Consider the following 23,678-nt stretch of genomic DNA (forward strand, 5'->3'; position numbering starts at 1 on the left):
AGCTTTTTTTAAAGCCGATTTGAACGAATCTCACTCTCGCTTAATTTGTCAGCTGAGTCATGTCAACAAAATATAAGATTTTTAATACCGGAATTTTATCCTAAAAGTATTACAATCTGATTAAACTGTGTATCATTACATTACAATTGAAGAGTATAATATAACTTTTCACTAAATACATATTACAATCCGAAACTATTGGTTCCTATTTATCGTTATTCCGCTATCATTTTGTCCGTGTTTTAAATAAACGGTAACCAATCGCTCTTGCGGAAGCTCGCTATAGCTTCCATCCATCAATGTTTGGGGCGCCTGAGGCAGGTTGATCTTCCTGGTAACACTTGATGGGAAAGTCTACATTCAGAGATTGTCGCCAACAGCTTGAGGAGCCCCTGCTCGCTGCAATCAAAGAGTTTTGCCTCGGAATAAGGCACCAAAAAAAGTAGAGGTGTGCCAGCCCAACCAGTCGTTTTAAGAAAAAAGACTCTTCTTGAAATCTTCGACCGTCTCGGCGGATCAGATTACATTATGAACCGGGTCGGAAGATTATAATATTTGAATCATAACCCAGAAAATCCATTCCATATCGGCGACAGTGCCTATATTCAGGAAGCCAACAGCCAACTGGCTATGGTTTAACGTCCCCTTCGTCAATACCACCCGGACGGGCGCGTTCGACGTAAGTTTCCATTTCTTGGCGAAGACTAGGTTGCAGAATTCCCTGAGGCGTTTCCGGTTGGTGATAAAACGCTCCCAAGAAAAGTAGATATGCTGGATGCCATACTTCCCGCCCAGGATTTTACTCCAGGAAACACGCTTGGCCGAGAGGTCTCACGTCTAGCAGCCCAAGAGTTGGTATCTGCTCAGAACGTGCCCTTATCGGGATAGTCGAGGGAGATGCCTAAGGGACGTCGATTAAATCCCAAGCTGTGTCCGGCGGACAGGTCAGGTATGAACCACCTTACTGGAGTATTACCGCCTTGCCTTTCGAATTTTTGTAAGCTAAACTTTCGGTTCCAAAAATCTCGATGCTACTGTTCTATAAATAATCTATCCATTCGGAAACGGTGAATGCCCTATAACGGCATAATCCGTGCGTGACTCCGCACGCAATTTAGCTGAGTGTGCCCCGGATAACGAAAACCCCAGACAACCTTGATCCGGGCAGCAGGTTTTTAAATCCCACGGATTGGATCTGAGCGTCAACAATGTAAGTCCGGTTGCCACCGAGAAGCCGACCAGTTCGGGAAAACTCAACGAAATCAGCCGGCCGCCACAGGCATGGTGCTGTACGACCTGGACAAGCGGTTCTTTCAAGCGCTCCCTAGAGAACCAACAACATACTATATTCGATAAGGTCAATAGCTCCTTTTAGGTTTTTTGTTATTTCCACACCGGTGGGCAGATCCCAGCCTCTGGTTTCCTGGCTCCCAACTTAGCTTTTAGATACGGGCTCGTCCGCAAAAGCGAAGGCCCATCATACCTCATGCGGGGTTGGCCAGGAGGGCAGGGGCACCATGTTGTGTACACGGGTTAGCTTGATATAAGCTCCCAAAATCTGACACCGGTGTCTCCCTGCCCACCTGATGTTAAGGAATAATCCTCCTAGCTGGCCACCGACACCAATTGAGGTGACCCGTAAAACGTCTGGTTTTTCACCATCGAAAAAGCTAAACGTAAGAGCTTGTTTAAAGCAGCACCGACGATTTCCCTACCGCACAGCGGATTTTCGTGGATCGGTCGTTCCCTTCTCTTTTTCGCCCACTCACGAAAATCGGCATTGAAACGTAGCATCGGGATAACAGAAGTCCAAGCGCAGTATCGTAAGACCGGGCGCCCCTGCTTGCTCATCGGAGTATGGGCGCTCTTCTTTCCAGCTGATTCTGACTCAGTTGGATTGCTACCCGCCATCTTTATCATCTGTTTTGCGGTCCGATATGCCTTGAAGCAGCCCAGTTCCGCGATTAGGCCAGCAACGGCGATGTAACTGAGGCCGGTGATCGACAGCAGATATTTACCCTCTTCGGTTTGGTCAACGAGTCTGGTTAGTGTTTGGTCTATTTCTTTGATGTGTTTTTTAATTAATTCGAGCTTTTCCACTAGAAAGCCCATCTCGGAGACCACTGATCGAGCCCCGGATGAAATGCCTATGGTCATCTTCGCTGCTTCATGAAGGTCCGCCAGCTTTCTACGCATTAACCGGTGTCCATGGTAATTGGCTTCTACTTTGGCAATGAAATTCTCAATGTCCATGCCAGCAACGTCCCATGGTGTAAGACAACACGACAAAACGCCTTGCGCCGTAACCGCACATGGATCTTTGAAGACATGAACGAATTCCGGAAACACTCCGTCCAGAAGACCCTTTATGAGGTTTGTTATCCTGGTCCGCTCCTTGACCAACCGCCGATAAGCGTTATGAGAGGAACGTAGGTCTGCATATACGCCTTGGGGGAGACCGCTTTCGACGAACTCACCGGTGCACAGGAGTTGAGCTGCAACCTCGCTGTCCCGGTAATCATTCTTCCTGTGGTTCAAATCCTTCCCTTCGCGCCTTCGCTTCAATGTGTATTGATTGATGAAACGAAATGGAATACCTTTCGCATCGAGGTAATAGGCGATATTCCGCCAGTAATGGCCACCTGTTTCGATCGCGAACATTACGCCGCGGCAATCTGCCCGAACCATTTCAGTCCTGACACGGCGTAGTAACAATTCAAACCCTTCCATTGCATTTTCAAACTTGAACTTGTCACGAATGGTGAAGTCTTGTGTAATGGCGACTGCAGCATGTTTGCTTTTATGGGGGTCGATTCCGATCACGAGGTAACCCTCAGGGACTTGCCGAACTTTCCTGGCAGCGGTATTCTGCATTTTGATAGCTCCTCCTATTTAGATTCGGTGTTTGGGAGACCACCGTTTCTATTTTAGCCGGAGCTATCTCTTACTGTTAGCCAATATACTAATCTCTGCAATTGTTCAACAATTAATGTATCTATAGCTGCAAGGTGGTGGCTTTGAGAGCTGAGGTGAAGAGAGCGACTCAATACGACAACAAGGAATTAAATCACGTTTAACGGACTTGCTTAACCACAAACTGGGCAAGAAACTTCGAGTTAAAAACAATCTCAAATCGCTGATTGACAATGCCTTCTTAGCCCGCCGGCGACTCATCAGATATTGAATTCAGTGTACCGGGCTGGAGCAGCAGCGGTGGCTCAATAGCGGTGATCTCAATCTTCGGACACCGGACCGATATAGGAACGGCTGGATTATATGCCGGCGATGCCAACCAATCGTTGAATATGCTCACCGCCAAGCCGGTAAGCGAGGATTTGGGCACAAAAACCTCAGGCCGGGTTATTGACTGGGCCACGATGTGAGGGCAAGCACAACACATCGGTAATTCGAAGGTCGTTCCAGTCAATGTTTGCACCACGTGATTCCTGAGGGTGACAGCCTTATACCTACCTTTTTTGACGCTTTCAACGAGTAAAGGGAGCAACTGTGAGAAGGTTTCAAGTCCCTTCAGTGGTTGTTCACAGACCAAGGCGACAAACCCCCAAAAAGATTGCCATTCGTTATTGAGTTGTTTCTTCTTTTCCTCAAGATTCGCGATTTCTTGGTTTAACTGAATAACCTGGTTGCCCTTCTTGATTAAATCACCGGTTTTCTCGGTGAGAGCATCAATGCTACTTTCCAGTTCGAGCCTTTCCTGGAGCCGTTGCTTCGACTGCTCCACGAATTTCATCCCGGATTGTTCCAACTCCCCGATCTTAGACTGGAGCAGCTGGTAATCATCTTTAGCAGATTGCAACTTTTTCACATAGGGTTCTAAGGCTGCCTTTTCGACCGATAGGACGGCGATGTCCGCGGCCAGTTCGCCCTTGAGCTCGGCCTGGGCCTCCAGTCCGGCGACGCTCTCCTTGAGCGCCTTCTGCTTGGCACTCAGTGTCGCATTAGTAGCTTTCAAGCTTCCGTATTCCACTAGGGAGGTCAGCAGCTCTTGGCCGCCGTCAACCGAAGTGGCCATTTTCGACTGCGTGACTATATTGGCAAGCAGCGATATGTCGAGCCCAGCGTCATCGAGTATCGCCTGCCGCTCGAGGTAGCTCGTAATAACATAATCCGGGACGCCGGCTTTCTTAAGGGCCATGGACAAGTCTTCGACCAGCTTCAGACGAAAGGCCGTCATAGCGCAGTATTTCATATACTGCGCCAGATCGTTCTCGGTGGTCTTTTTTTGTTCCTCCAGGCCCTTGATCTCCTTTTTGGTGTTCTTGATGAGTGAGTACAACTGGTCGACCTCTGACTGAACTTCCTGGCGCTTGTTCTCGGCAACTTTAAGGTCCGAGATAACATCCAGGCCCGACTTGCCCAAGGTCTCCTCTAGTTCAACGAGCTCCGCTGCCGTATCAAGGAATCCGGTTTCCTCCAGTTTGAGGCAGGCTTTTATGACGTGCTCGTAATCCTCGAGATCAACCCCCAGTTTCTGAAACAACTCGTGCACCTTAAACCCCACCTTGGCCTCCGGCACCGACAAATGCTCCTCCTTGAGCTCGGCGGCCAAGGCGTTTATCTCGGTAGCGTCACCGCCGCCAAACATTTCGGTAGCCGTCTCCAGTCCTTCGGTCTCAGACATGAGATCGAATTGTCCCCAATAATGGCTCACCGTCGACTGGTTGACGTGGAGCTTGGAGGCGGTATAGTGTTGGGAGTGACCGGCGTTCTTGTATTCGATGATCTTCGAGATCTTTGAGGCCGAAAGTTTCTTCGCCATGGTGATATCCCCCTTTATAGTAGTGCTAAAATATAGCTAAATGGCCCGTCCGATGGCATTTATGGCATCAGCCGCATAGACGCCATCATCATTGCCATTGTTAGTATGATAGTGTATCATGTTAGTAACAGCGCGTAAAACCTCCATATATACTACATGAATACTCCGAAATATTACTAACGGCATGAAGTAACGATACTGAAGCGAAACAGAAGGGGGCCACGGATTGGCTACAGAGATCGCCTTTTCCATTCCGGTATCCGGCGTCATCCACATCGAGGGTGACATGATCACCATCACAGTGAACCAATCAGAAACGAGCATCAAGCTGCAGCAGCCGGTGACGCTCGACAAGAAGCCCTGCCCCAAACCAGGCAAGACCCTGAACGACATTGCCCTGGAGGCCGCCCGGGAATTCGTGTCTAAAAACAACGGCGCCAACCGCTTCAGCGCAGCCGACCTGTACCGCTTGGCCTTGGACCGGTATCCCGGGCTCAAGCGCAACAGTTTCATGTCCCGGGTCATCGCCGACACCCCGAACCACCCGTCAAGCAGGCACTTCTCTTCAGGACGCGACTATTTCAGGCAGTTGGCGGCGGGCCTATACCAACTCAACGAAGAGTACCTGCCCGAAACCCGGCCGCTCACTGACCTTGACCGCAAGATCTGGCAGTAGGAGGTTATAGGATGTACCAGAGCACGGCTACCCTTTGCGAGCACGATGATCAAGAGCAAATCCCGGAGATTGTTGAGCGCGAGGCCCAGGAGTTGTCGGACATGCTGACCGAGCTGATTGAGAAGGCTAAGGCCCTGAAAAGGCGTCTCGGCGGGAATTCGAACAGGGATTCGAATTCCCTTGGGGGTACTTCCCTCCTCTCGCTTCATTCAATCACCACTTTGCGTTCAAAATCCCCCTTTTACCAAATCTACGGTATACTAATATCGATAGAGTTTGGAAACGAGAGGGATATCGTGAACGCAACATTAAACATCCAGGGTATGAGCTGCGGGCACTGCGTCCAACATGTCGAAACGGCGCTCAAGAAAATCGCCGGCGTGAGTTCTGTGTCTGTAGATCTAGCCAAAGGCAAAGCCTCGGTGGCATATGACCCTGTTAAGACAAACCCACAAGCGCTGAAGAAAGCCGTCGACGCGGCCGGATACCCGGCGACTATCGCCAGTTGATCCGACTCCAAACACGCGATGGCCGGAACCAAGAAGAAGACCGCTTTAACCCTGTTCATCGGCGGGATGACGTGCGCCGCGTGCGTCCGCCATGTAGAGGGCGCGCTCAAGAGCGTCCCCGGCGTCGGCGAAGTGACGGTCAACCTGGCCACCGGCAAAGCTGCCGTCGAGTACGATCCGTCGCAGGCGACGCTGGCCGATCTCAAGAAAGCCGTCGAAGATGTGGGATACTCCGCCTCCCTCGATGTGGCTGACGTCCAGATTTCGGGCATGTCATGCGCGGCCTGCGTCAAGAACATCGAACGAGTGGTCTCAGCGATGCCGGGTGTCAACTCCGTCGTGGTGAACCTGGGTACCGCCAGTGCCAAGATCGAATACGCTCCCTCTATCACTCCCCTTTCGGATATCATCGCTGCAATCAACGAACTGGGGTACGAGGCGACCGAGAAGATCGTCGGGCAGGCGGCACTCGACAGAGAGCAGGAAGCCCGCACCAACGAGATCAGGCGGCAAAGGCGCAACCTCATCGTTGCAGGGACGCTGGGCATAATCGTCATGGTGGGAATGTTCCAGCCGTACTGGATCTTCCCCAACTTCATCCCCTCCTGGCTCAATAACAAGGTCCTCCTGTTTTTCCTGACCACGCCCATCGTTTTCGGGCCGGCGAGGCAGTTCTTCGTCAATTCGTGGAACGGGCTGAAGCGCGGCCTGACCGACATGAACCTGCTGTACGCCACCGGCATCGGCGCAGCGTATTTGATAGCGGTCATCAACACCTTCTTCCCCGACGCCGGTTTCGGCGGAAAAGAAGCCACATTTTACGAAGCGGCGGCACTGCTCACCGCATTCATTATCCTCGGAAGATATCTCGAAGCAGTAACCAGAGGCCGGACATCCGAATCGATCCGCCGCCTGATGAAGCTCCAGCCCAGAATTGCCCGCGTCGTCAAGGATGGAGTCGAGACCGAGGTCCCGGCTGAAGCCGTCATCATCGGCGACACGATCGCGGTTCGTCCAGGTGAAGCAGTACCCGTCGACGGAACGATCGTCGAGGGGTATTCAGCGGTTGACCAGGCGATGATAACCGGCGAGAGCATCCCCATCGAAAAGAAGGCCGGCGATGAAGTGCTGGGTGGCACGCTCAACAAGACCGGCGCTTTCCGGTTCAAGGCGACGCGCGTTGGCAGGGACACCGCCCTGGCGCAGATCATCCGGCTGGTGGAAGACGCCCAAACGACCAAGGCTCCAATCCAGAAGCTGGCGGACAGGGTGGCCGGGCAGTTCATCATGGGCGTCCATATCATCGCGCTGATTGTCTTTGTGTTCTGGTTTTTCATTGGGTTCGATCTGTGGTTTACCCCCGAAACCCGGTTAATCCTGACTCCGTATGTTCTCTCCGGCCTCGGGGTGTTCGGCTTTGCGCTCTTAACCTCGGTGACGGTGCTGGTCATTTCCTGCCCCTGCGCGTTGGGGCTGGCGACACCTTCGGCGGTGATGGCCGGGAGCGGCAAGGGGGCAGAGTACGGCATCCTGTTCAAGGGCGCCGATGCCATGGAAGTCACGGCTCGCCTCGATGCTGTGATTTTCGATAAGACGGGCACGCTGACCAAAGGAGAGCCCTCGGTCACAGACATCATCGCCATTGAAAACGAATCAAACGAATCGGTGCTCCAATTGGCAGCCATCGCTGAGAAGCACTCCGAGCATCCGCTGGGAGAAGCGATCGTCAGGGAATACCGTAAGACGGGTAAAGAGCCGGAAGACGCGGCGGAATTCGAGGCGGTGCCGGGACACGGAATCATCGCCCGGACTGAAGACCGTTTCATACTCTTGGGCAACCGGAAATTGATGGAAACCAACTCTGTCGCCATCGAATCCCTCGCCAATGACGCCGAAAGACTCGAAAACGAGGGCAAGACGGTTGTTTTTGTCGCCGTCGACGGGAAAGCCGCGGGTGTCATCGCTGTGGCCGACACGGTGAAGGAAACCTCAGGCAGAGCCGTCGACGAATTGAAACGGATGGGGCTCCAGGTGCTAATGATCACCGGCGACAACGCACGGACCGCCAAGGCCATCGCCAAGCAGGCGGGAATCGATGATGTCCTCTCAGAGGTGCTGCCGCAGGACAAGGCGGCTGAGGTCAAGAGGCTGCAGTCGCAGGGACTCAAAGTCGCCATGGTCGGCGACGGCATCAACGACGCGCCAGCCCTCGCCCAGGCGGACGTCGGCATCGCCATCGGGTCGGGGACGGATGTCGCCAAGGAGACGGGCAACGTCATACTGGTCAAGAATGACCCGCTGGACGTCGCCGCCGCGGTGCAGGTCGGGCGGCAAACGCTCGGGCTGATCAGGCAGAATTTGTTCTGGGCTTTCGGGTACAACACGCTGGCGATACCCCTCGGCATGGGGGTGCTGTACCCCTTCACCCACCAGATGGTGTCGCCGGAACTGGCGGCGCTGCTCATGGCCACGAGCTCACTGTCAGTCACGCTGAACACGCTCCGGATGCGGGGCTTCGTGCCGCAGATACGCAAAAGAGGTACCCCCTCTCCCTACCCTCTCCCCGTGGGGGAGAGGAGTTAAATATGAAAAACTCGACAATCGTTGCACCTTCTTCCATTGAGGAGTTGAGTATGGAAAACTCGACTATAACTGCACCACCTTCTCGTCGGGGAGCGGAGCTGAGTTTATGAAGAACTCGAACATGGCTGCCGTGGTCTATACCGGGCTGTCGCTGCTGGCGGCTGCATTGTTCATTGTCGCCACCATAAGCGGCGATTACAGCTCCGTTGCCATGATAGGCGGGGCGGTGTGGGTATTCATACTGTCGATGATTATCCTGATGCCCCCGGTCTCCGGCGCGTTCAAGAAGCGGGGCAGGTAAGTTCACAGTCTTCAGTTCACAGTTGTCAGTTCTAATGAACTTAGAGCAATCCGGTTGAGCCGGATTGAATTGTTGTTTTTTCATTTCTGATATATTTTTCCTAAAACGACTCGGATTTCAGGTTCATTTTCGGCTAAAACGACTCGGTGGTTGTTGAAACAATTGCCGTGCTTAATCGTGAAAACCGGGGCGGAGCGAATTGTTTCACCAAGGGTCTCGTGAAAAACAATGCCCCTTGGTCCTGGGGCAGGGTTTGGGGCGGCAGGTTGAATTGTTTTAGCCTTCCGGCAAAACCCTTTTTTCTGAAACAAATCATCCGAAATCAGCTTTGCGTCAATCGTAAGATTTGTTTTCGAAAACAAATCATCAACGATGGTAATCGATTCATGCATTCTCTGGCGATCCGCGAAATTAAAGTGGAGCGGGTAACTGTAATGGCACAGGTGTGCTAATTTATCCATGCCGTTATTATAGCACGGGAGTTCCTTGAGGTTGTCAAGCGTCTCGTGTCGTTTTTGGCGGAATATTTTGTTATGTTAAGTGTCGAATAATGAGAAGGTGGGGTAAATCCTCGAAATGGAGGAGGGGAAAGAGCGAATAACCCTCGCCCTCTTGTCCCTCTCCCGTTCTGGGGGCGAGGGAGGTGGAGGTGGGAGATAGATTCCCGCTTTCGCGGGAATGACAAGGGAATAAAAAGCCCCCTCTCCTTCATTTCCTCTCCCACGAGGGGCGAGGAAAGCCAACTGACAGGCGGGCGACCGAGTGGGTCGCCCCTACCGAAAATTCTTGGATCGGTGCTGGGGGAGGACGATTGCCACGGCTTGCCATTCAAGGCAAGCCTCGCAAAGACAGTTTTTTGTAGAAATCCCGATGTGCGGTGATGACATAGAGTTTCCAACTCTTTCTTCGATAGAATTATTCCTTGCGACCAACCACCGTCTCCGACCTTTTACCCTATTGTCAGGCGATTACCCAGGGAGTAAAATCGACAACGGAATTCAAACTAAATTTAATGTACCAGAGTCCCGGGCGGGTTTTTATTCACCATTAGGCCGATAGCGTTTAACGGAGGCGGGTAATGTACATCTTCCTTGCCATCGGAATCATCGGATTCATAATCCTCCTGGTCAGTTTCATCTTCGGTGAGATAACCGATTTCGCCCAGGATACCATCGGCGACGTTACCGGCAATGAAGTTGGCCACGGGCCAGGGCCATTCAGTTTACGATCGATTGCCGCGTTCACCACCGGTTTCGGCTTCGTGGGCTACATCTTTTCCGAGCTGGGATGGGACCCGCTCCAGGCGGCGCTGCCGGGGTTGCTCTTCGGAGCGCTGATGTCGCTGCTAAGCATCGTCCTGGTCAAAGCTCTTATCAAGCAACAAGCGAGCGGCAGTTTCGGTTTATCCGAGTTGGTAGGCAAGCCGGTCGATATTTCCACGCCGATACCCCAGGGAGGAGTCGGCGCCGTTACATTAGTTTTCAAAGAATCCTCTCAGACGTTCATCGCCAGAACCAAAGACGGAAGCCCTCTGGAAGCCGGAGCACCCGCCAAAATCACCAATTTTCAAGGTCGAACGGCGATCGTAGAAAAAATTTAGGAGAAGAAGAATGCCTTCATCCGGAGTAGCCATCGCAATCCTCGCCATCGTCATCGCGATCCTCCTCATCATGGCGCTGGTCGCCAGCAGATATCAGAAAGTTGCGCCAAACGAGGTCCTGGTCATCGCCGGGCGTAAAAGAGTGACCCAGGACAGCGCGGGGAACCCGGTCGTGATGGGCCACCGCATCGTCAAAGGCGGCGGCACGTTCGTATACCCGGTATTAGAAAAAGTGAACCGGCTTTCTCTCAACGCCATGGCGATCGACGTCACCACCGCCGATGTTTATACCAAGAACGGCGTGCCGGTGACGGTCGACAGCGTGATCGTGATGAAGATCGGCGGCGACGACCTGTCCATTTCAGCGGCGGCGGAGCGTTTCCTGGGTTTCAAACCTGAAGAGATCAAGCATGTCGCCCAGGAAGTCCTGGGAGGGCACTTGCGTTCAATCTGCTCCACCATGACCCCGGAAGACATCAATGCCGACCGGACCACCTTCCAGCAAAGAGTCCTCGAGGTCGCCCACAAAGACTTCCAAAGCATGGGGCTCATCATCGATGCCTTTACTGTCCGCCAGATAAGCGACAAACAGGGGTACATGGACGCCCTGGGCCGCAAGTCCGCGGCCGAGGTCAAGAGGAACGCCCAGATCGGTGAAGCGGAAGCCCTTGACCGTGACGCCACCCAGAGCCAGTCCCTGGCCCGCCAGGCAGGACAGGTCACCAAAGCCGAAACGGAAGCCGCCATCGCCGAGGCTAACCGGAACCGCGACGTCAAGATGCAGGAATACAACGCCACCGTCGAAATCGCCAGGGCGAAGGCCGGCCAGGCCGGTCCCCGGGCGGAAGCGGAAGCCAAGCAGGACGTCATCGCCGCCCAAACCGATTTGGCGAAGAGGGAAGCTATCCGCAAGGAAGCCGAACTCAACGCCACCGTCATCAAGACCGCCGAGGCGGAAAGACAGCGGACGATCATCAACGCCGAAGCCGCCAGGCAATCCCAGATCGTCCAGGCAGAGGGCGAGAAGGCCTCCCGGGTCCTCAAAGCCGAAGCCGACCAGAAGGAACGTGAACAGGAAGGTCTCGGCGAAGCGGCGAAGATCCGCAACGTCGGCATGGCGGATGGCGAAGCCAGCAAGGCCAAAGGCCTAGGCGAAGCGGAGGCCATCAGGGCGAAACTCCTGGCCGAAGCCGAAGGCCTCCATAAGAAAGCCGAAGCGATGAAAGCCTTCAACGACGCCGGCATGAACCTCCAGATCGCGACATCGCTCATCGCCGTGCTGCCGGAGATCGTCAAAGCGGCGACGTCGCCCCTGGCCAGCGTCAAGGACATCCGCATCATGGATTTCGGCGGAGCAAACACCGACGGCCACGGCGGCCCGGTGGACAAGCTTCTCAACATCACCCCTCAATCCCTGATGGTTGCCAACGAGGCCTTGAAGAATACGATCGGCATGGACCTGACCGAAATGATCAAGCTTATCCGTACGGGCAAGACCGACGAAGTCCTCAAGATGGCGGAGGGGAAGACCGAGACGGAGTAGCGACGACACGAACATTAAAAAAGAGCCCTCTTTCGAGAGGGCTCTTTTTGTTTTGGCGCTGTGGCAGTGGGGTGGGGAAATTTATTTTTGGGGACTGTATTGAAAGGATAATGGGCTGGGTATATTATTGCTCGTTAATATTACCCTAAATTTGGCGCGTCAAACTTTACGATGGGTGCGGATTTCAGGAGTTACAAATGGAATTACGCGATGCCGAGACTGCAACTGAACAACTACTTACTTCCGGAATTGTCAGCGAGAATGAAAATGTCATTCATTATTATGGAGGTAGCTTATCTCTTGGGGCAGGTTGGAGCGGAGGATACGCGTTTATTACCGAAAAGAGGTTAATATTCGGACGCCAAGCTCAAGGCTGGTCTTCACGAGGGATTGATCTCATCTTCGAATGTGAACTCGGAGATATCCTGAGTGTTTCTACTAACGGTTGGTTTGATAAAAGAGCCAATTTTGCTGTCAAGCAAAATGGTCAAATTGTCCAATGTACGCTTTCTAGCCCATATAATATAGCATTTGCTCAGAGCCTAATTGAATCGAAGAGATCTTATAAGGAAAAAAGGACCGTCGTAGCAAATACAATAATTATCGAAGAAGCCAAAAAGGAAAAGGAAAAGGCTTCTGAAATACTTCAGAAGAGGCTTGCCAGGGGCGAGATTAGTCTTGAGGAATTCCACCAGAAGATTCAGCGGACTTGATAAAAAATCGATCCATTAAATCTATACGTAAGCGGTTTTTATGGGGTGGGGGAGAATATTTATACCGACGTAAGCGAATAAGCTTGCTGGGGGGCACTAGGGAACCGTATAATGCCTATTGCTTGCGGGTGGTGCTTTGCTAGCCGTCGTTGATCCAGCGACGACCTTTAGGACTCTTTGCTTTATGCTCAGCTTATCATGGTCAAGGAAGCAGTCATGCTGATGCAGAAGGGTAGATTCACTCCCCCGCAAGCACTTTTAATATCGAAAACATTAAGTGAAAATAAGCCACAAATTAAATAGCCCACCCCAAGATTTGGCCAAGTCATTCTCGGCTCTAAAAGATGGGCGCGATGTCGCTAAACTCCTTGAAGTCGAGTATGCCCACTTGGTCTATCATTTGTACAAAATTCCACAAGAGGCTCGTTATTCTCAATTCAAAGTCAAAAAACGTGGCACGAATGAATTTCGCACGATCTCAATTCCGAATGGTTCACTTAAAATAATCCAAACAAAACTCGTTCAAGTGCTTGAAGCCGTATATTTTCCAAGAATCGCAGTACATGGGTTCATAAAGGGCAAAAGCATATTATCCAACGCCAGGATTCATGCCAACCAAAAATGGGTATTCAATGCTGATCTTGAAGGATTTTTCCCTTCAATTAACTTCGGGCGAGTCCGTGGTTTGTTTATTGCTAAGCCTTACGTGTTACCAGATAACGTTGCAACCGTCCTTGCCCAAATATGTTGCTACAACAACGAACTACCTCAAGGAGCACCCACATCTCCCATTCTTTCGAATATGGTTTGTGCAAAATTAGATAGCGAACTCCGAATTCTTGCGCAACATTCACGTTGTAATTACACACGATACGCAGATGATCTTACTTTTTCTACATCTTCGCCCAAATTTCCTCCTCAAATCGCATCGATAGATGGAGATTCACAAAATACCATCATAGAACTCGGTGAACAATTACGAACAATAATTGGAAATAATGGATTTTGCGTTAATGCCCAAAAAACACGACTTCAAACAAAAACCCACAGGCAAGAAGTCACTGGTTTAGTTACGAATCAATTCCCGAATGTGAGTAGACAATTTATTCGCCAAGTGAGAGCTATGCTCCATGCGTGGGAGAAATTTGGCCTTGAAAAAGCCCAAACTGAATACCTAATGTTATACCGCGATCAACAAAGAAATCCTTTAAAAAATGACCCCAAATACAGGAATGTTTCATTAAAAGATGTCATTTTGGGGAAAATCGGCTTCATCGGTTCCATAAGAGGTAAGACTGACTTCATTTATATCAAATTATTGAATAAAGTTATCAGTCTATCTCCCGAACTGGCCAAACAAAAGGATAAAATATCAGCTTTAATGTCTTCAGGCCCAGCCCCATTAATAAGGGTTACAACGGAAGGTCCAACTGATTGGATGCATATTGAAACTGCTTTTAACAACCTCCAATCAAAAGGACTGTTTGCCGGACTCGCCTTCGATTTGGTTCGGTACGAGCACGATATGGGACATTCCAGGCTATTGTCCATCTGTGAAGCATATGCAACATTACCGATCCCTGGAGGACTCTCTCACGTATTTATTTTCGATAGAGATGAACCGCAAATAGTAAACAAAGTCAACGAACATGGCGATGTGCGAAAATGGCCGAATAATGTGTATTCGTTCTCAATTCCAATACCTACCCATAGAACTAAAACACCCGAAATTTGCATCGAATTAAATTAGGTAACTATATACTTGCGTGACCCACTTTTGTATGCTATAATGCGATTATCAAAAGTTAGGGGTCCAAGAAAATGTTACCTCAATTCGATACTCTGGTTGGAATGATCAAGAAATTCCCCGATGAACAATCCTGTATTGACCACCTAACCGAAGTAAAATGGCACGAAAGCCCTTTTTGCCCCTACTGTGGTTCTCATAAGGTTTACCACTTCAAAGATCATCGTACCCATAAATGCGGTGACTGCCGAAAACGGTTCAGCGTTAAAGTGGGGACTATTTTCGAGGACACCAAAATCCCCTTGAAAAAATGGTTCATGGCTATCTACCTGATTACCGCCCACAAAAAGGGTATCTCATCCGTTCAACTTGGTAAGGATATTGGAGTTACCCAAAAGACCGCATGGTTCATCCTTCATCGGTTGCGTGAAGCCGCCAAAACCGAAGCCTTTAATGCTCCGCTCAAGAATTGTGTTGAAGTTGATGAGACTTACATAGGCGGCAAAGAAAAGAACAAACACGCCTGTAAACGGATTGGTGGCACTCAGGGTAGAAGCACCAAAACCAAAACCACTGCCGTTGTTGTCCTTCAAAGAGGCGGCGAACTAAGGGCATTCCAAACACCCGATACCAACCGGACAACACTTCAAAAACTTGTTGCTGAAAATGTCGCTCTTGGTTCTAAGGTCAACACCGATGAATGGGCTGGATACAAAGGACTTGAAACCTTTTATCTCCATAGCAGTGTCAACCACATTGGCGGTCAATACGTGAATGGCGATGCCCATACAAACACAGCCGAAGGTTTCTTTTCACTGCTAAAGCGGGGCATCATCGGTATCTATCATTTCACCAGCAAAAAACATCTACAAAGATACCTCAACGAGTTCACTTTCAGGTATAATCTCCGCAAGGAAAGCAACGGGGCTGGCTTCTTATCCCTCCTCCAACATTGCAACCAGAGACTAACCTATAAAGGACTGATCGCCAATGAAGCGTAATATAACCATTGACCCGCCCCTCAGCCTACCAATGCCGTTCGATGAAGCTATTGAGCGGTTTGCCCGTGTAAACACTAAAGACGTTGAAGCCACAGTGTGTTCCCGTGATGCCGCTCCATTCGTAAAATGGGCTGGTGGTAAACGTGGGATTATTGATCAACTCGTAAACCGGCTCCCTGATAAGTTTGGCGAGTATTATGAGCCATTCGCAGGTGGAGCGGCTTTATTTTTTGAGATAAGCGACAACCTCAAAAAGGCCTACATATCCGACAGCAACCTTGACCTAATGATTACCTATGCCGTGGTCAAAGATATGCCCGATGCCTTAATTAAAAAACTCGAAGATCATGCCAAAAAAGACAGCGAGGAATACTATTACAAGGTTAGGGCACAGCACAACCTGAAAGATGCAGTCGATACAGCGGCAAGGTTCATTTATCTGAATAAGACCTGTTACAACGGGCTTTATCGAGTCAATAAAAAGGGTGAATTCAATGTGCCCCGTGGCCGTTATGCCAATCCCGATGTGGTCAATAAGGAAAACATTCTAGCGGCAAGCCAAGCCTTAAAAAAAGCTGAACTTCGATACAGGGAATTCGACAAGATAACACCTAAATCAGGCGATCTGGTTTATTTCGATCCGCCGTATCATCCCACAGATACAGCATCGTTTACCCAATACACAAAGCTAGATTTTTCGGAAAAAGATCAGCAACGTCTCGCCAACTTTGCATTGGAACTTCACCGACAGGGCGTTTACGTTATGCTTTCCAATTCGGATACGCCTTATATCCGCAACCTGTACAACAACACAGCTTGGAATCTAAGTGTAGTTTCTGCACCACGTCTGGTAAACTGTAAAGCCGAAGGCCGGGTGGCCGTCAAAGAATTGTTGGTGAGAAATTATGCCGGAAATGATCCAGGGCGGGACACAGGCTAACTACACAGGGACAGTACTAGAAAAGTTCGTTGCCTCTCGTTTGGATGAACGGGGATATACCTACGTCCCCTCTGTCCGATTTTTTGCCGCTCGTGCTTTGAAGCAGCCAATCTATACTAGACGCTGTGAAATCGGCAAGAACATCTACAACCTTAAACAGATTTGTGACTTTGTGGTGTACCATCCTGAAAAATGGCCAGATAACCTCATCATCGAATGCAAATGGCAACAAAGTGGCGGATCGGTCGATGAAAAGTTCCCTTATCTAGTTTTGAATATCAATATGAAATACGAAACTCCAACCATCATCCTATTGGATGGAGCCGGTTTCAGGCGTGGAGCTGGTGCTTGGCTTAGACAGCAAGCGGGTAACGGCAACCTAAAACAAGTTCTCGATATGTCTCAGTTTACAACTTGGGTAAACAAAGGCAATTTGTAGGGTCAAACACGTATATAGTTACCTTAAATTATTCCGACGCTGAAATCCAACGAATCGATTCCTCGGGGAGAAGGTTGTTTATCAACACGGAGTTTGATCATGATAGTCAGATGCACAATTCCCTTGACCTTTCATGTACTGATCGGAGCAAATTTCCCCGAAGTAAGGCGATTCGAATAATAGATGACAATGTGTTTGACCGCGCAAAACACAACGTGGCTTTAACAAAAAGAAAATTCGCCGAATACGTAACAACCGGTGAACCTAATTTTAATGATTTTGACTTTCTCCCATTTAAAGGAATATTTGATAACCTTAAAAGAATTATGGACAAAACAATCTAACTAATCTTCTCGATGTAAGATTTGAAAAAAGCGATGGGTGGAGGCGGACCAAAGAATGTTACCTATGCAATTTTCTGTCTAACGTGAACCATAATAAGAATATATGACCATCCATAACGCCACCGTTTTTTGTGACGAATCAGGGAACACCGGTGCCAATCTACTTGATCGGGATCAGCCGCTATTTGTCGTCGGAGGCTGGTTGGTAAATGATAACTGTCATGAAATGGCGGAGGGTTTGGTAGAAGAGGCGCATAAACTGTTGCACCCACCCGACGGCGAACTTCACGGGGTTCGTCTTTTGCATACTAGCCGCGGCATCATGGGAATGCGTCAGCTAATCAGAGCGTTATTGATGGTCTACTGTGCCCCCATCTGCCAGATTATCGAAAAACGTTTTTTACTCGCAGTAACACTTTATGAATTCTATCTCGATGTTCGTTTCAATAAAAATACGCCAACTTCTATAGATAATGATTGGGAACAAAAACACGTTTTTGGGGAGGCGGTATACCGGCTACCGGACGATCTTCTAACCCAATTTGCCCAAACGCACTCTTCGTTAGACAAACAACTTGTGTTAGAAACTCTTCGGGACATAACTAGAGCTTTAACGCTCCAAAGTGACGACGATTTAGCAAGTCTATTGATAGGGTCAATCCCTTATATCGATGACATCATCGATTATCACAAATTCGGTAGAACCCATTTTGATTCAATTACTCTGAACGCACCAAATGTAGCTTCATTCCACATGTTTTTTCATAGCTTAGAACAAATAGGGCGTGAAGCTGAAATTCCCCGCTTAACCTTGATTCACGATGAAAACCCTCAATTCCAGAACACGTTCCAAAAAGTGTTCGAGCATTTTAGAGATGACCCCCGGGATGATTCTTATCGTGAAGGACCATGGAGTCAGGTATTTCTCGGGTTTAGGTCATTAAAAGACCTCAGATTCGCAAATTCTAAGAACGAACCTCTTTTACAAGCGGCCGATATTTTCACTTGTATGCTGCATAAATACGCTGTTAACATTTACAAAGGAATTCCCAACTCGCCAACATTAACCGAAGTAGCTGGCATGTTTCTCAAAGAACCACCGGAATGTCCGGCGATAGTCCGCATAATAACGTCGGATCAATTTTGCACTAAGTTAAAAACCTTCAAATAGTTCTTATCTGGATGTGTCCTAACGGAAACATTCAGGTTCATTCTGAATTCTGTTTTATACGCTCGAGCCAACATTGCTATCAAAAACCAAGACCGAGAGGTCCGTGTCCCAATAATTGATTGGTTTATCTGGGAAAGATAGAATGGCAGATATCAAAAGGTCAATCGAGGTAAGAATGAGCATCGCCGGATTCGTTATCGGTATCCTTGCTTTCCTGGGTTTCCTGGTCGGCCTGATCCCTTTCCTGGGTTGGACCAACTGGGTGAATATCCCTTTCGCAATACTCGGCTTCATCCTGAGTTTAGTCGGGGTAACCAGGGGGCCGAATAAGGGTCTAGGGATTGCGGGTTTAACACTCTGCGCTATCGCGATCGTCGTCGGGGCTTTGAGGCTGGGGGCGGGGGGAGGGATTATTTAGGTTGTAAACCATAGGAGGGAATCAATGAAGATCCTCATCCTGGGCGGTTATGGGATGACGGGCAGGCTTCTCGCCCGCTACCTGCTGGAACAAACTGAATGCGAGGTGGTGATTGCCGGCCGCCACCTCGACAAAGCACTTTCGTATGCACAGGAGCTAAACTCCAAATTCGAGGGCAACCGCGCATCCGCGGGACGAATCGACGCTTCTTCAAAAAATGACCTCGTCGAAGGTCTGAGAGGTGTTGACATGCTGGTTGCCGCTGCGCCGACAACCAATTATGCCGAGGTGGTAATCCGCGCCGCTATCGAATCCAAAGTGGACTACCTGGATATCCAGCTTGATTCAAAAAAATTCGACCTTTTAATGAGGCTCGACAATGAGATTAAAGAAGCCGGGCTCTGCTTTATTACCGAAGCCGGATTTCACCCCGGTCTGCCGAGCGCCATGGTCCGTTACGCTGCGGCCAACCTTGACCGGCTGGATAGCGCCGTAGTCGGGTGCTATCTGAATATGGGGCGGAGTTTGCCATATTCGGAAGCCGTCGACGAGTTGATGGAGGTTTTCCAGCATTACCAGGCCCAGGTATTCAAAAACGGCCAATGGACAAAAAGGAGTTCGTACGATACCCGGAAGATCGATTTCGGCGGGGAGATCGGCAGGAGAACCTGTTTTTCGATGTTCTTCGAGGAAATCCGCAACCTGCCAGCTACATACCCGACTCTGAAGGATATTGGCGTTTATATCTCCAGTTCCCACTGGTTTGTCGATTGGATCATCACACCGGTGGTGATGGCGGGATTGAAGGTGGCTCCGCGGCGAGGACTGCGCCCAATGGGGAAGTTGATGTGGTGGGGCATGCAGACTTTCCCCACGCCACCGTATCTGGTGATGCTGCAGGCGGAGGCGGCGGGAACAAAGGGCGAAAAACCAGCTACATTCAAAGCGAAAATCTCCCATGCCGATGGATATGAGCTCACAGCGATCCCCGTAGTTGCCTGCCTGAAGCAGTACCTCGATGGGTCAATCCGACGTCCTGGAGTGTGGATGATGGGGCAACTCGCCGAGCCCACACGGCTCTTTGATGATGTTAAAACGATGGGTGTCATCGTTTCAAGCACCATGAATTAGAACTGGCAGCCGGCTCCATGATGAGTATCAGGCGGAGCGATTATCCAGGTCGGAAAAAGCGGGTGGGCTGCTATTCAAAGACTTGAAAAAACCGAGTGGGCTTTTCAAGATCGAAGAACTTCTTCAATGCGGGATACGAAGTTCAATGTCCCTTCTTCAATTTGTTTTTTAAGGGAACCCAGGTTATCGAAGTCCGGATGTGGAGCAACGTTGTATATCAGGATAGCGTCGATACCTTTTCCCGGGGTCACGACCCGATATTCCCCCCAATCTCTTCCCTTGAGCAATTCCCAGTATTTCGCCTGAACCTGCCGGTTGGCTGCGGCAAGCCAAACTTCAAAACTGGCGGTGCTGTGGATGAAAACTACAGCGATCTTGAGTTGCCGGGTTTTCAGCGACGGCGGGACGAGCGCAAAATAGGTCATATCCAGGTACCCCGGATATAAGCCCGAGGAAACACCCAATTGAGGACAGTTTCTGTTGAATTGTGCTTTCAAATCATTCATGAATTCCATCAAGCCACGGTAGACTCGCTGGATACCACCCTTAGCAAGTTGCTCCCGATAGTCAGCGACATAATCTGAAAACGTTGTCATCTCATCTCCTGAAGGCAATTCCGCAGTGGGCTAAATTATAGCACCGGAAGAACAGATTGCGGGCGACTGTTCCAACATAGCGGGCGACCCACTGGGTCGCCCCTACCGAAATTTCTTGGATTGGTGCCGGGGAGGACGATTGCCACGTTTCGTGAGATTTACCATATAATCTAGAAGAGTATTATTATCGGACTTTCGGGGTACAAATATGGAAATTTCGCCAGAAGAACGAAGGAAAATATACGAGGAAGAAAAGGCCAGGATTGAAAGGGAATCGCAGACGTCGGTAAAACCGACAGACTCTTCCCAGAAAACAAGCACGGGGCTTTCACCGAATATCGAGGCATTTCTGTGCTACCTAGGTATGTGGGTTACCGGCGTCATTTTTCTCATCATCGAACAAAAAAACGCCAAAGTCCGTTTCCACGCCACCCAATCCATCCTGATCTTCGGTCCGCTCTCAGTTGCAGGATGGATCCTCGGCTGGATCCCGGTCTCAGGCGGGGTCATTTCATTTATCGTGTCTATCGTGGCTCTTGTGCTCTGGATAGTCTTAATGGTCAAAACTTACCGGGGCGAAGAGTTTGAAATACCCGTAGTCAGCAACCTGGCCAGACAATTGACGGGAATATCCGGTACTTCAACTTCTCTAAGCAACAGCGCTCAAACCGCAAGCGCGGAAAATGCTTCAAAGCCGGCAACGGACTCCCAGAAGTATGTGCCGGGGAGCCGGGCGGGGAGGCTCGTTGGTTCCAGCATTTCAATCGCATGGTGCTCGGCATTGCTGATATTCATGAATTTCTACCACCAGTACATTGCTATTTACCACGGAAGTACTTCGAACGGCGTCACGATATGGACCAGGGATCCAATTCTGAACCAGGATTTTCACCAATGGTTGCCGATACTTAATGTCGCGCTGTTTGTGGGTATAGCAGGAAATATCATGACCATTATTTGGGATAAATACCTGCTCCGGGAACCTGTCAAGATGGTTATCGACATTTTTTCCCTCGCCGCGATCATCAGCCTGATAAACATTTTCCCATTCGATTTCAGTTCGTTCCCGGACGCCATTTCAATCGATGCCACGCGGGTCGGAGTGAGAGTGGTATTGATATTAGCGGCGGTCGGCACGGGAATCGGCATACTGGTCCGATTCATTAAATTTGTCGCAAATCTTTCCACGGGCAAAACAAGTTATCATCCGTGAAGACCTGTGTTTTTCCATGAAACCTTTTGCTTCTTGAGGGTCGCTGTGACTTTATCCAGGTGGGTGAAGCGGAAGGAAAAATGGGCTTCGAGCCGGGATAAATGGTCGCTACCGAAGAACTCCCGGCTGAGGTAGGCGGCGCCGATCATCAATTGGGCGACGCTCATGCGGATGACTTGTTTCAAGGGATCGATACCGGGCGCCGAGAACGCATCGAGATCGTCCATCACCTTCCTCCCGAAGGCGATAGCCCGGTTGGCGAGCGATTCCAGGGCCCGGGAATCTTTCGCTGCCAGGCAAAATAAAGTGACGTTGCCGCCCTTGAGGTCTGGCTTCAGGTCTTGAAGATCATCGACCAGTTGTAGAAAAATGCCCAGCCCGAAAATGAATCTAACCTGCTGCGGAGTGAGCCTGTTCTCAGCGATGAGATAAGCATCCGCAAGCACCGAAGAGCCGCCCTTTTCGAGGGTTATTGCCAGTACATCATCCCTAACAGGCTGTTTTATGCCTTCCAAATCCAAGCTTTTGGATTGGGCGCGGTGAATGGCTAACAGGCTGTCATAAACCTGGGGCATAAGCTCGCGGTCTTTTTCAGACTCGATCGTCGCCACCAGCGAAAATATCTGTTTTTCGTGCCGGTTGGCCGGGGCGACAATTTCTCCGGCAAGCCGGCGTCCGAAGCGACCGTTGAATTCCCGTTTGGTTGCCGCCGGGATCCTGGGGTTGTCGAGGTAGTTATCGGAATAGGGATACAGCATGCTGTAAGCAAAAACCGCAGGCGTCAGACGGCACTGTTGACCTAGCATCAATTGCAGAGTGTTCATCACGCCGACGTTCCGGGAGGCTTGAAAGGTCTCAGCATCCGATATAGATCGATGCGTTCGGGCTGTTCGCGCGAACTGGACAAGGGATTGGGGCATACCGCGCTGGAGGAGGATTTCAAGGTGGGCGGGGGTTAAGTCGAATGCGTCCTGGCCAAGCTGGGCTAGACCGATGAGCATGCGGGCTTCAAGAAGGGAGAAACCTTCTGGGGTTGTGAAGGGATGCCGGAATTCCTCCAGAGCCTGGTCCAGGAAACGGTCAAGATGCGATTCTCGAACGGCGTGAACGGCGTCATCAATCGCAGGGCCTAAATCGACGTCTTCTCCCGCCTCCATCCAGATGCGGGTGAAATCGCCCACCAGTTGGGCGATGGGCGGATCGATGACGCTTTTCAATGAATCAATCGCCATTACCTAAAGTATTCTCGATACGCTGAATGTTACCACGACAGCGGGGCGGGGGATAGGGGGAGCCTGTTTAAAAATCCTCCCCTTCAATAGCGGCAGGCAATCGGCCGTTTGCTCTATAGGGTCTTGATAATGCCTAAACATAGTGATACTTTTATAGACAGCAAAGAAGGTGACCAACATGCGGAAAAAGATCGTTTTCCCCATTTGTATAATCGTAGTGCTGATCGCGATTGGAATATTGGCAGTTCCCGTGTTCGCAGATGATTCCCCGATTAAACCGCCTCCCACAACGGACGCACCAAGGGTGAAAGTGCCACCCGTGACAGTCGATGGACCGAGGGTGAAGTTGCCTCCCACTTCGGTTGCGCCCCCAAGAGTGAAATTGTCTCCAACTACTATAGAATCCCCCAGGGTGAAGGTACCTTCGGCAACTGTCGAACCACCGAGGGTTAAGCTCCCTCCCCCCAGCGTCCCCTCAAAATAGCAGCTGGTTCGGACTAATAGTCTATGGAATGCCGGGACCAAAAGTCCTGGCATTCCCTTGTTTTCGACGAACCCGTCACAGAAATACGATTGGTGCCGGTTTGGGGGGCGGGGAGTTGCTGCACGGCTTTTTGGCTGAATTGCACAATACGCCCGACAAAACGGTCAAGGATTTCGTCAATCACCTGTCATTAAGATGGAACGTCATTTACCGCTACCAGGGAGCGGCAAAAGCCCAGAAAATGCCTATCGAATAGA

General features: G+C 50.2%; 21 protein-coding genes. 16 read left to right on the forward strand and 5 right to left on the reverse strand.

The window, feature by feature from the left end:
- Positions 1–1,605: 1,605 nt before the first annotated feature.
- Together HX448_RS08440 and HX448_RS08445 are read right to left on the reverse strand one after the other, a co-directional pair.
- Entirely contained in the window at positions 1,606–2,874 is a 1,269-nt protein-coding gene (locus HX448_RS08440) for an IS110 family RNA-guided transposase (RefSeq protein WP_190259856.1), read from the reverse strand.
- A gap of 280 nt (positions 2,875–3,154) precedes the next feature.
- The gene (locus tag HX448_RS08445; RefSeq protein WP_102331471.1) at positions 3,155–4,780 is read right to left on the reverse strand and encodes a coiled-coil domain-containing protein; all 1,626 of its coding nucleotides are present in this window, start codon (positions 4,778–4,780) and stop codon (positions 3,155–3,157) included.
- A gap of 226 nt (positions 4,781–5,006) precedes the next feature.
- On the opposite strand from HX448_RS08445, the gene HX448_RS08450 reads away from it, so the two are divergent.
- The 4 genes from HX448_RS08450 to HX448_RS08465 all read left to right on the forward strand — a co-directional run bounded on the left by HX448_RS08450 (position 5,007) and on the right by HX448_RS08465 (position 8,849).
- A complete protein-coding gene (locus HX448_RS08450) occupies positions 5,007–5,456 on the forward strand; it encodes a DUF7669 domain-containing protein (RefSeq protein WP_102331472.1) in 450 nt (149 codons plus the stop codon).
- Between the two features lie 11 nt (positions 5,457–5,467).
- The gene (locus HX448_RS10660; protein ID WP_336470085.1) at positions 5,468–5,965 is read left to right on the forward strand and encodes a heavy-metal-associated domain-containing protein; all 498 of its coding nucleotides are present in this window, start codon (positions 5,468–5,470) and stop codon (positions 5,963–5,965) included.
- Positions 5,966–5,983: 18 nt separating this feature from the next.
- Positions 5,984–8,548, forward strand: coding sequence for a heavy metal translocating P-type ATPase (locus HX448_RS08460; RefSeq protein ID WP_102331473.1), 2,565 nt, complete (start codon positions 5,984–5,986; stop codon positions 8,546–8,548).
- A gap of 106 nt (positions 8,549–8,654) precedes the next feature.
- Positions 8,655–8,849, forward strand: a complete 195-nt coding sequence (locus tag HX448_RS08465) for a hypothetical protein (protein ID WP_102331474.1) — start codon at positions 8,655–8,657, stop codon at positions 8,847–8,849.
- An 80-nt stretch (positions 8,850–8,929) separates the two neighbouring features.
- Here the strand turns inward: HX448_RS08465 and HX448_RS08470 are convergent, their stop codons facing one another.
- On the reverse strand, positions 8,930–9,310 hold the full coding sequence (locus tag HX448_RS08470; protein WP_162486010.1) for a hypothetical protein: 381 nt from the start codon (positions 9,308–9,310) through the stop codon (positions 8,930–8,932).
- A 617-nt stretch (positions 9,311–9,927) separates the two neighbouring features.
- Here HX448_RS08470 and HX448_RS08475 point away from each other — a divergent pair.
- The 10 genes from HX448_RS08475 (at position 9,928) to HX448_RS08520 (ending at position 19,896) form a co-directional block, all read left to right on the forward strand.
- Positions 9,928–10,449 (forward strand): NfeD family protein, encoded by a 522-nt coding sequence (locus HX448_RS08475; protein ID WP_102331476.1) that lies wholly within the window; start codon positions 9,928–9,930, stop codon positions 10,447–10,449.
- A 10-nt stretch (positions 10,450–10,459) separates the two neighbouring features.
- On the forward strand, positions 10,460–11,992 hold the full coding sequence (locus HX448_RS08480) for an SPFH domain-containing protein (protein ID WP_102331477.1): 1,533 nt from the start codon (positions 10,460–10,462) through the stop codon (positions 11,990–11,992).
- Between the two features lie 197 nt (positions 11,993–12,189).
- The gene (locus HX448_RS08485; protein ID WP_102331478.1) at positions 12,190–12,705 is read left to right on the forward strand and encodes an SHOCT domain-containing protein; all 516 of its coding nucleotides are present in this window, start codon (positions 12,190–12,192) and stop codon (positions 12,703–12,705) included.
- A 277-nt stretch (positions 12,706–12,982) separates the two neighbouring features.
- Positions 12,983–14,455: a reverse transcriptase domain-containing protein gene (locus HX448_RS08490; RefSeq protein WP_226846737.1), complete on the forward strand. Its 1,473-nt coding sequence runs from the start codon at positions 12,983–12,985 to the stop codon at positions 14,453–14,455.
- A gap of 71 nt (positions 14,456–14,526) precedes the next feature.
- Positions 14,527–15,453, forward strand: coding sequence for an IS1595 family transposase (locus HX448_RS08495; RefSeq protein WP_102331479.1), 927 nt, complete (start codon positions 14,527–14,529; stop codon positions 15,451–15,453).
- 31 nt (positions 15,454–15,484) lie between these two features.
- Positions 15,485–16,393 carry a DNA adenine methylase gene (locus HX448_RS08500; RefSeq protein ID WP_102331599.1) on the forward strand — a complete coding sequence of 303 codons (909 nt, stop codon included), beginning with the start codon at positions 15,485–15,487 and terminating at the stop codon, positions 16,391–16,393.
- Complete coding sequence (locus HX448_RS08505; RefSeq protein WP_102331480.1) at positions 16,359–16,832, forward strand: PD-(D/E)XK nuclease superfamily protein; 474 nt, start codon at positions 16,359–16,361, stop codon at positions 16,830–16,832. The genes HX448_RS08500 and HX448_RS08505 overlap by 35 nt, the downstream gene beginning before the upstream one ends.
- Positions 16,833–17,279: 447 nt before the next feature.
- Positions 17,280–18,347, forward strand: a complete 1,068-nt coding sequence (locus tag HX448_RS08510; RefSeq protein WP_102331482.1) for a DUF3800 domain-containing protein — start codon at positions 17,280–17,282, stop codon at positions 18,345–18,347.
- A gap of 142 nt (positions 18,348–18,489) precedes the next feature.
- The gene (locus HX448_RS08515; protein WP_102331483.1) at positions 18,490–18,765 is read left to right on the forward strand and encodes a hypothetical protein; all 276 of its coding nucleotides are present in this window, start codon (positions 18,490–18,492) and stop codon (positions 18,763–18,765) included.
- Positions 18,766–18,789: 24 nt separating this feature from the next.
- The gene (locus HX448_RS08520; protein WP_102331484.1) at positions 18,790–19,896 is read left to right on the forward strand and encodes a saccharopine dehydrogenase family protein; all 1,107 of its coding nucleotides are present in this window, start codon (positions 18,790–18,792) and stop codon (positions 19,894–19,896) included.
- A 104-nt stretch (positions 19,897–20,000) separates the two neighbouring features.
- On the opposite strand, the gene HX448_RS08525 is transcribed toward HX448_RS08520, so the two are convergent.
- On the reverse strand, positions 20,001–20,492 hold the full coding sequence (locus HX448_RS08525; protein ID WP_102331485.1) for a DUF7000 family protein: 492 nt from the start codon (positions 20,490–20,492) through the stop codon (positions 20,001–20,003).
- A gap of 208 nt (positions 20,493–20,700) precedes the next feature.
- On the opposite strand from HX448_RS08525, the gene HX448_RS08530 reads away from it, so the two are divergent.
- Positions 20,701–21,705, forward strand: coding sequence for a DUF4870 domain-containing protein (locus tag HX448_RS08530; RefSeq protein ID WP_102331486.1), 1,005 nt, complete (start codon positions 20,701–20,703; stop codon positions 21,703–21,705).
- Here HX448_RS08530 and HX448_RS08535 read toward each other — a convergent pair.
- Entirely contained in the window at positions 21,696–22,937 is a 1,242-nt protein-coding gene (locus tag HX448_RS08535; RefSeq protein ID WP_102331487.1) for a hypothetical protein, read from the reverse strand. The two genes, HX448_RS08530 and HX448_RS08535, sit on opposite strands and share 10 nt — an antisense overlap.
- A 614-nt stretch (positions 22,938–23,551) precedes the next feature.
- Here HX448_RS08535 and HX448_RS10615 point away from each other — a divergent pair.
- Positions 23,552–23,677: a hypothetical protein gene (locus HX448_RS10615; protein WP_264294063.1), complete on the forward strand. Its 126-nt coding sequence runs from the start codon at positions 23,552–23,554 to the stop codon at positions 23,675–23,677.
- The last annotated feature ends 1 nt before the right edge of the window (position 23,678 follow it).

It is taken from the genome of Dehalogenimonas etheniformans (assembly GCF_014672715.2).
In the GTDB taxonomy this organism is placed as follows: Bacteria; Chloroflexota; Dehalococcoidia; order Dehalococcoidales; family Dehalococcoidaceae; genus Dehalogenimonas; species Dehalogenimonas etheniformans.

Excerpts from the sequence above, each read along its gene's own strand:
- HX448_RS08440 (WP_190259856.1), bottom strand. The coding sequence starts at position 2,874 with ATGCAGAATACCGCTGCCAGGAAAGTTCGGCAAGTCCCTGAGGGTTAC.
- HX448_RS08445 (WP_102331471.1), bottom strand. The coding sequence starts at position 4,780 with ATGGCGAAGAAACTTTCGGCCTCAAAGATCTCGAAGATCATCGAATAC.
- HX448_RS10660 (WP_336470085.1), top strand. The coding sequence starts at position 5,468 with ATGTACCAGAGCACGGCTACCCTTTGCGAGCACGATGATCAAGAGCAA.
- HX448_RS08460 (WP_102331473.1), top strand. The coding sequence starts at position 5,984 with ATGGCCGGAACCAAGAAGAAGACCGCTTTAACCCTGTTCATCGGCGGG.
- HX448_RS08465 (WP_102331474.1), top strand. The coding sequence starts at position 8,655 with ATGAAGAACTCGAACATGGCTGCCGTGGTCTATACCGGGCTGTCGCTG.
- HX448_RS08470 (WP_162486010.1), bottom strand. The coding sequence starts at position 9,310 with ATGGATAAATTAGCACACCTGTGCCATTACAGTTACCCGCTCCACTTT.
- HX448_RS08475 (WP_102331476.1), top strand. The coding sequence starts at position 9,928 with ATGTACATCTTCCTTGCCATCGGAATCATCGGATTCATAATCCTCCTG.
- HX448_RS08480 (WP_102331477.1), top strand. The coding sequence starts at position 10,460 with ATGCCTTCATCCGGAGTAGCCATCGCAATCCTCGCCATCGTCATCGCG.
- HX448_RS08485 (WP_102331478.1), top strand. The coding sequence starts at position 12,190 with ATGGAATTACGCGATGCCGAGACTGCAACTGAACAACTACTTACTTCC.
- HX448_RS08495 (WP_102331479.1), top strand. The coding sequence starts at position 14,527 with ATGTTACCTCAATTCGATACTCTGGTTGGAATGATCAAGAAATTCCCC.
- HX448_RS08500 (WP_102331599.1), top strand. The coding sequence starts at position 15,485 with ATGCCGTTCGATGAAGCTATTGAGCGGTTTGCCCGTGTAAACACTAAA.
- HX448_RS08505 (WP_102331480.1), top strand. The coding sequence starts at position 16,359 with ATGCCGGAAATGATCCAGGGCGGGACACAGGCTAACTACACAGGGACA.
- HX448_RS08510 (WP_102331482.1), top strand. The coding sequence starts at position 17,280 with ATGACCATCCATAACGCCACCGTTTTTTGTGACGAATCAGGGAACACC.
- HX448_RS08515 (WP_102331483.1), top strand. The coding sequence starts at position 18,490 with ATGGCAGATATCAAAAGGTCAATCGAGGTAAGAATGAGCATCGCCGGA.
- HX448_RS08520 (WP_102331484.1), top strand. The coding sequence starts at position 18,790 with ATGAAGATCCTCATCCTGGGCGGTTATGGGATGACGGGCAGGCTTCTC.
- HX448_RS08525 (WP_102331485.1), bottom strand. The coding sequence starts at position 20,492 with ATGACAACGTTTTCAGATTATGTCGCTGACTATCGGGAGCAACTTGCT.
- HX448_RS08530 (WP_102331486.1), top strand. The coding sequence starts at position 20,701 with ATGGAAATTTCGCCAGAAGAACGAAGGAAAATATACGAGGAAGAAAAG.
- HX448_RS08535 (WP_102331487.1), bottom strand. The coding sequence starts at position 22,937 with ATGGCGATTGATTCATTGAAAAGCGTCATCGATCCGCCCATCGCCCAA.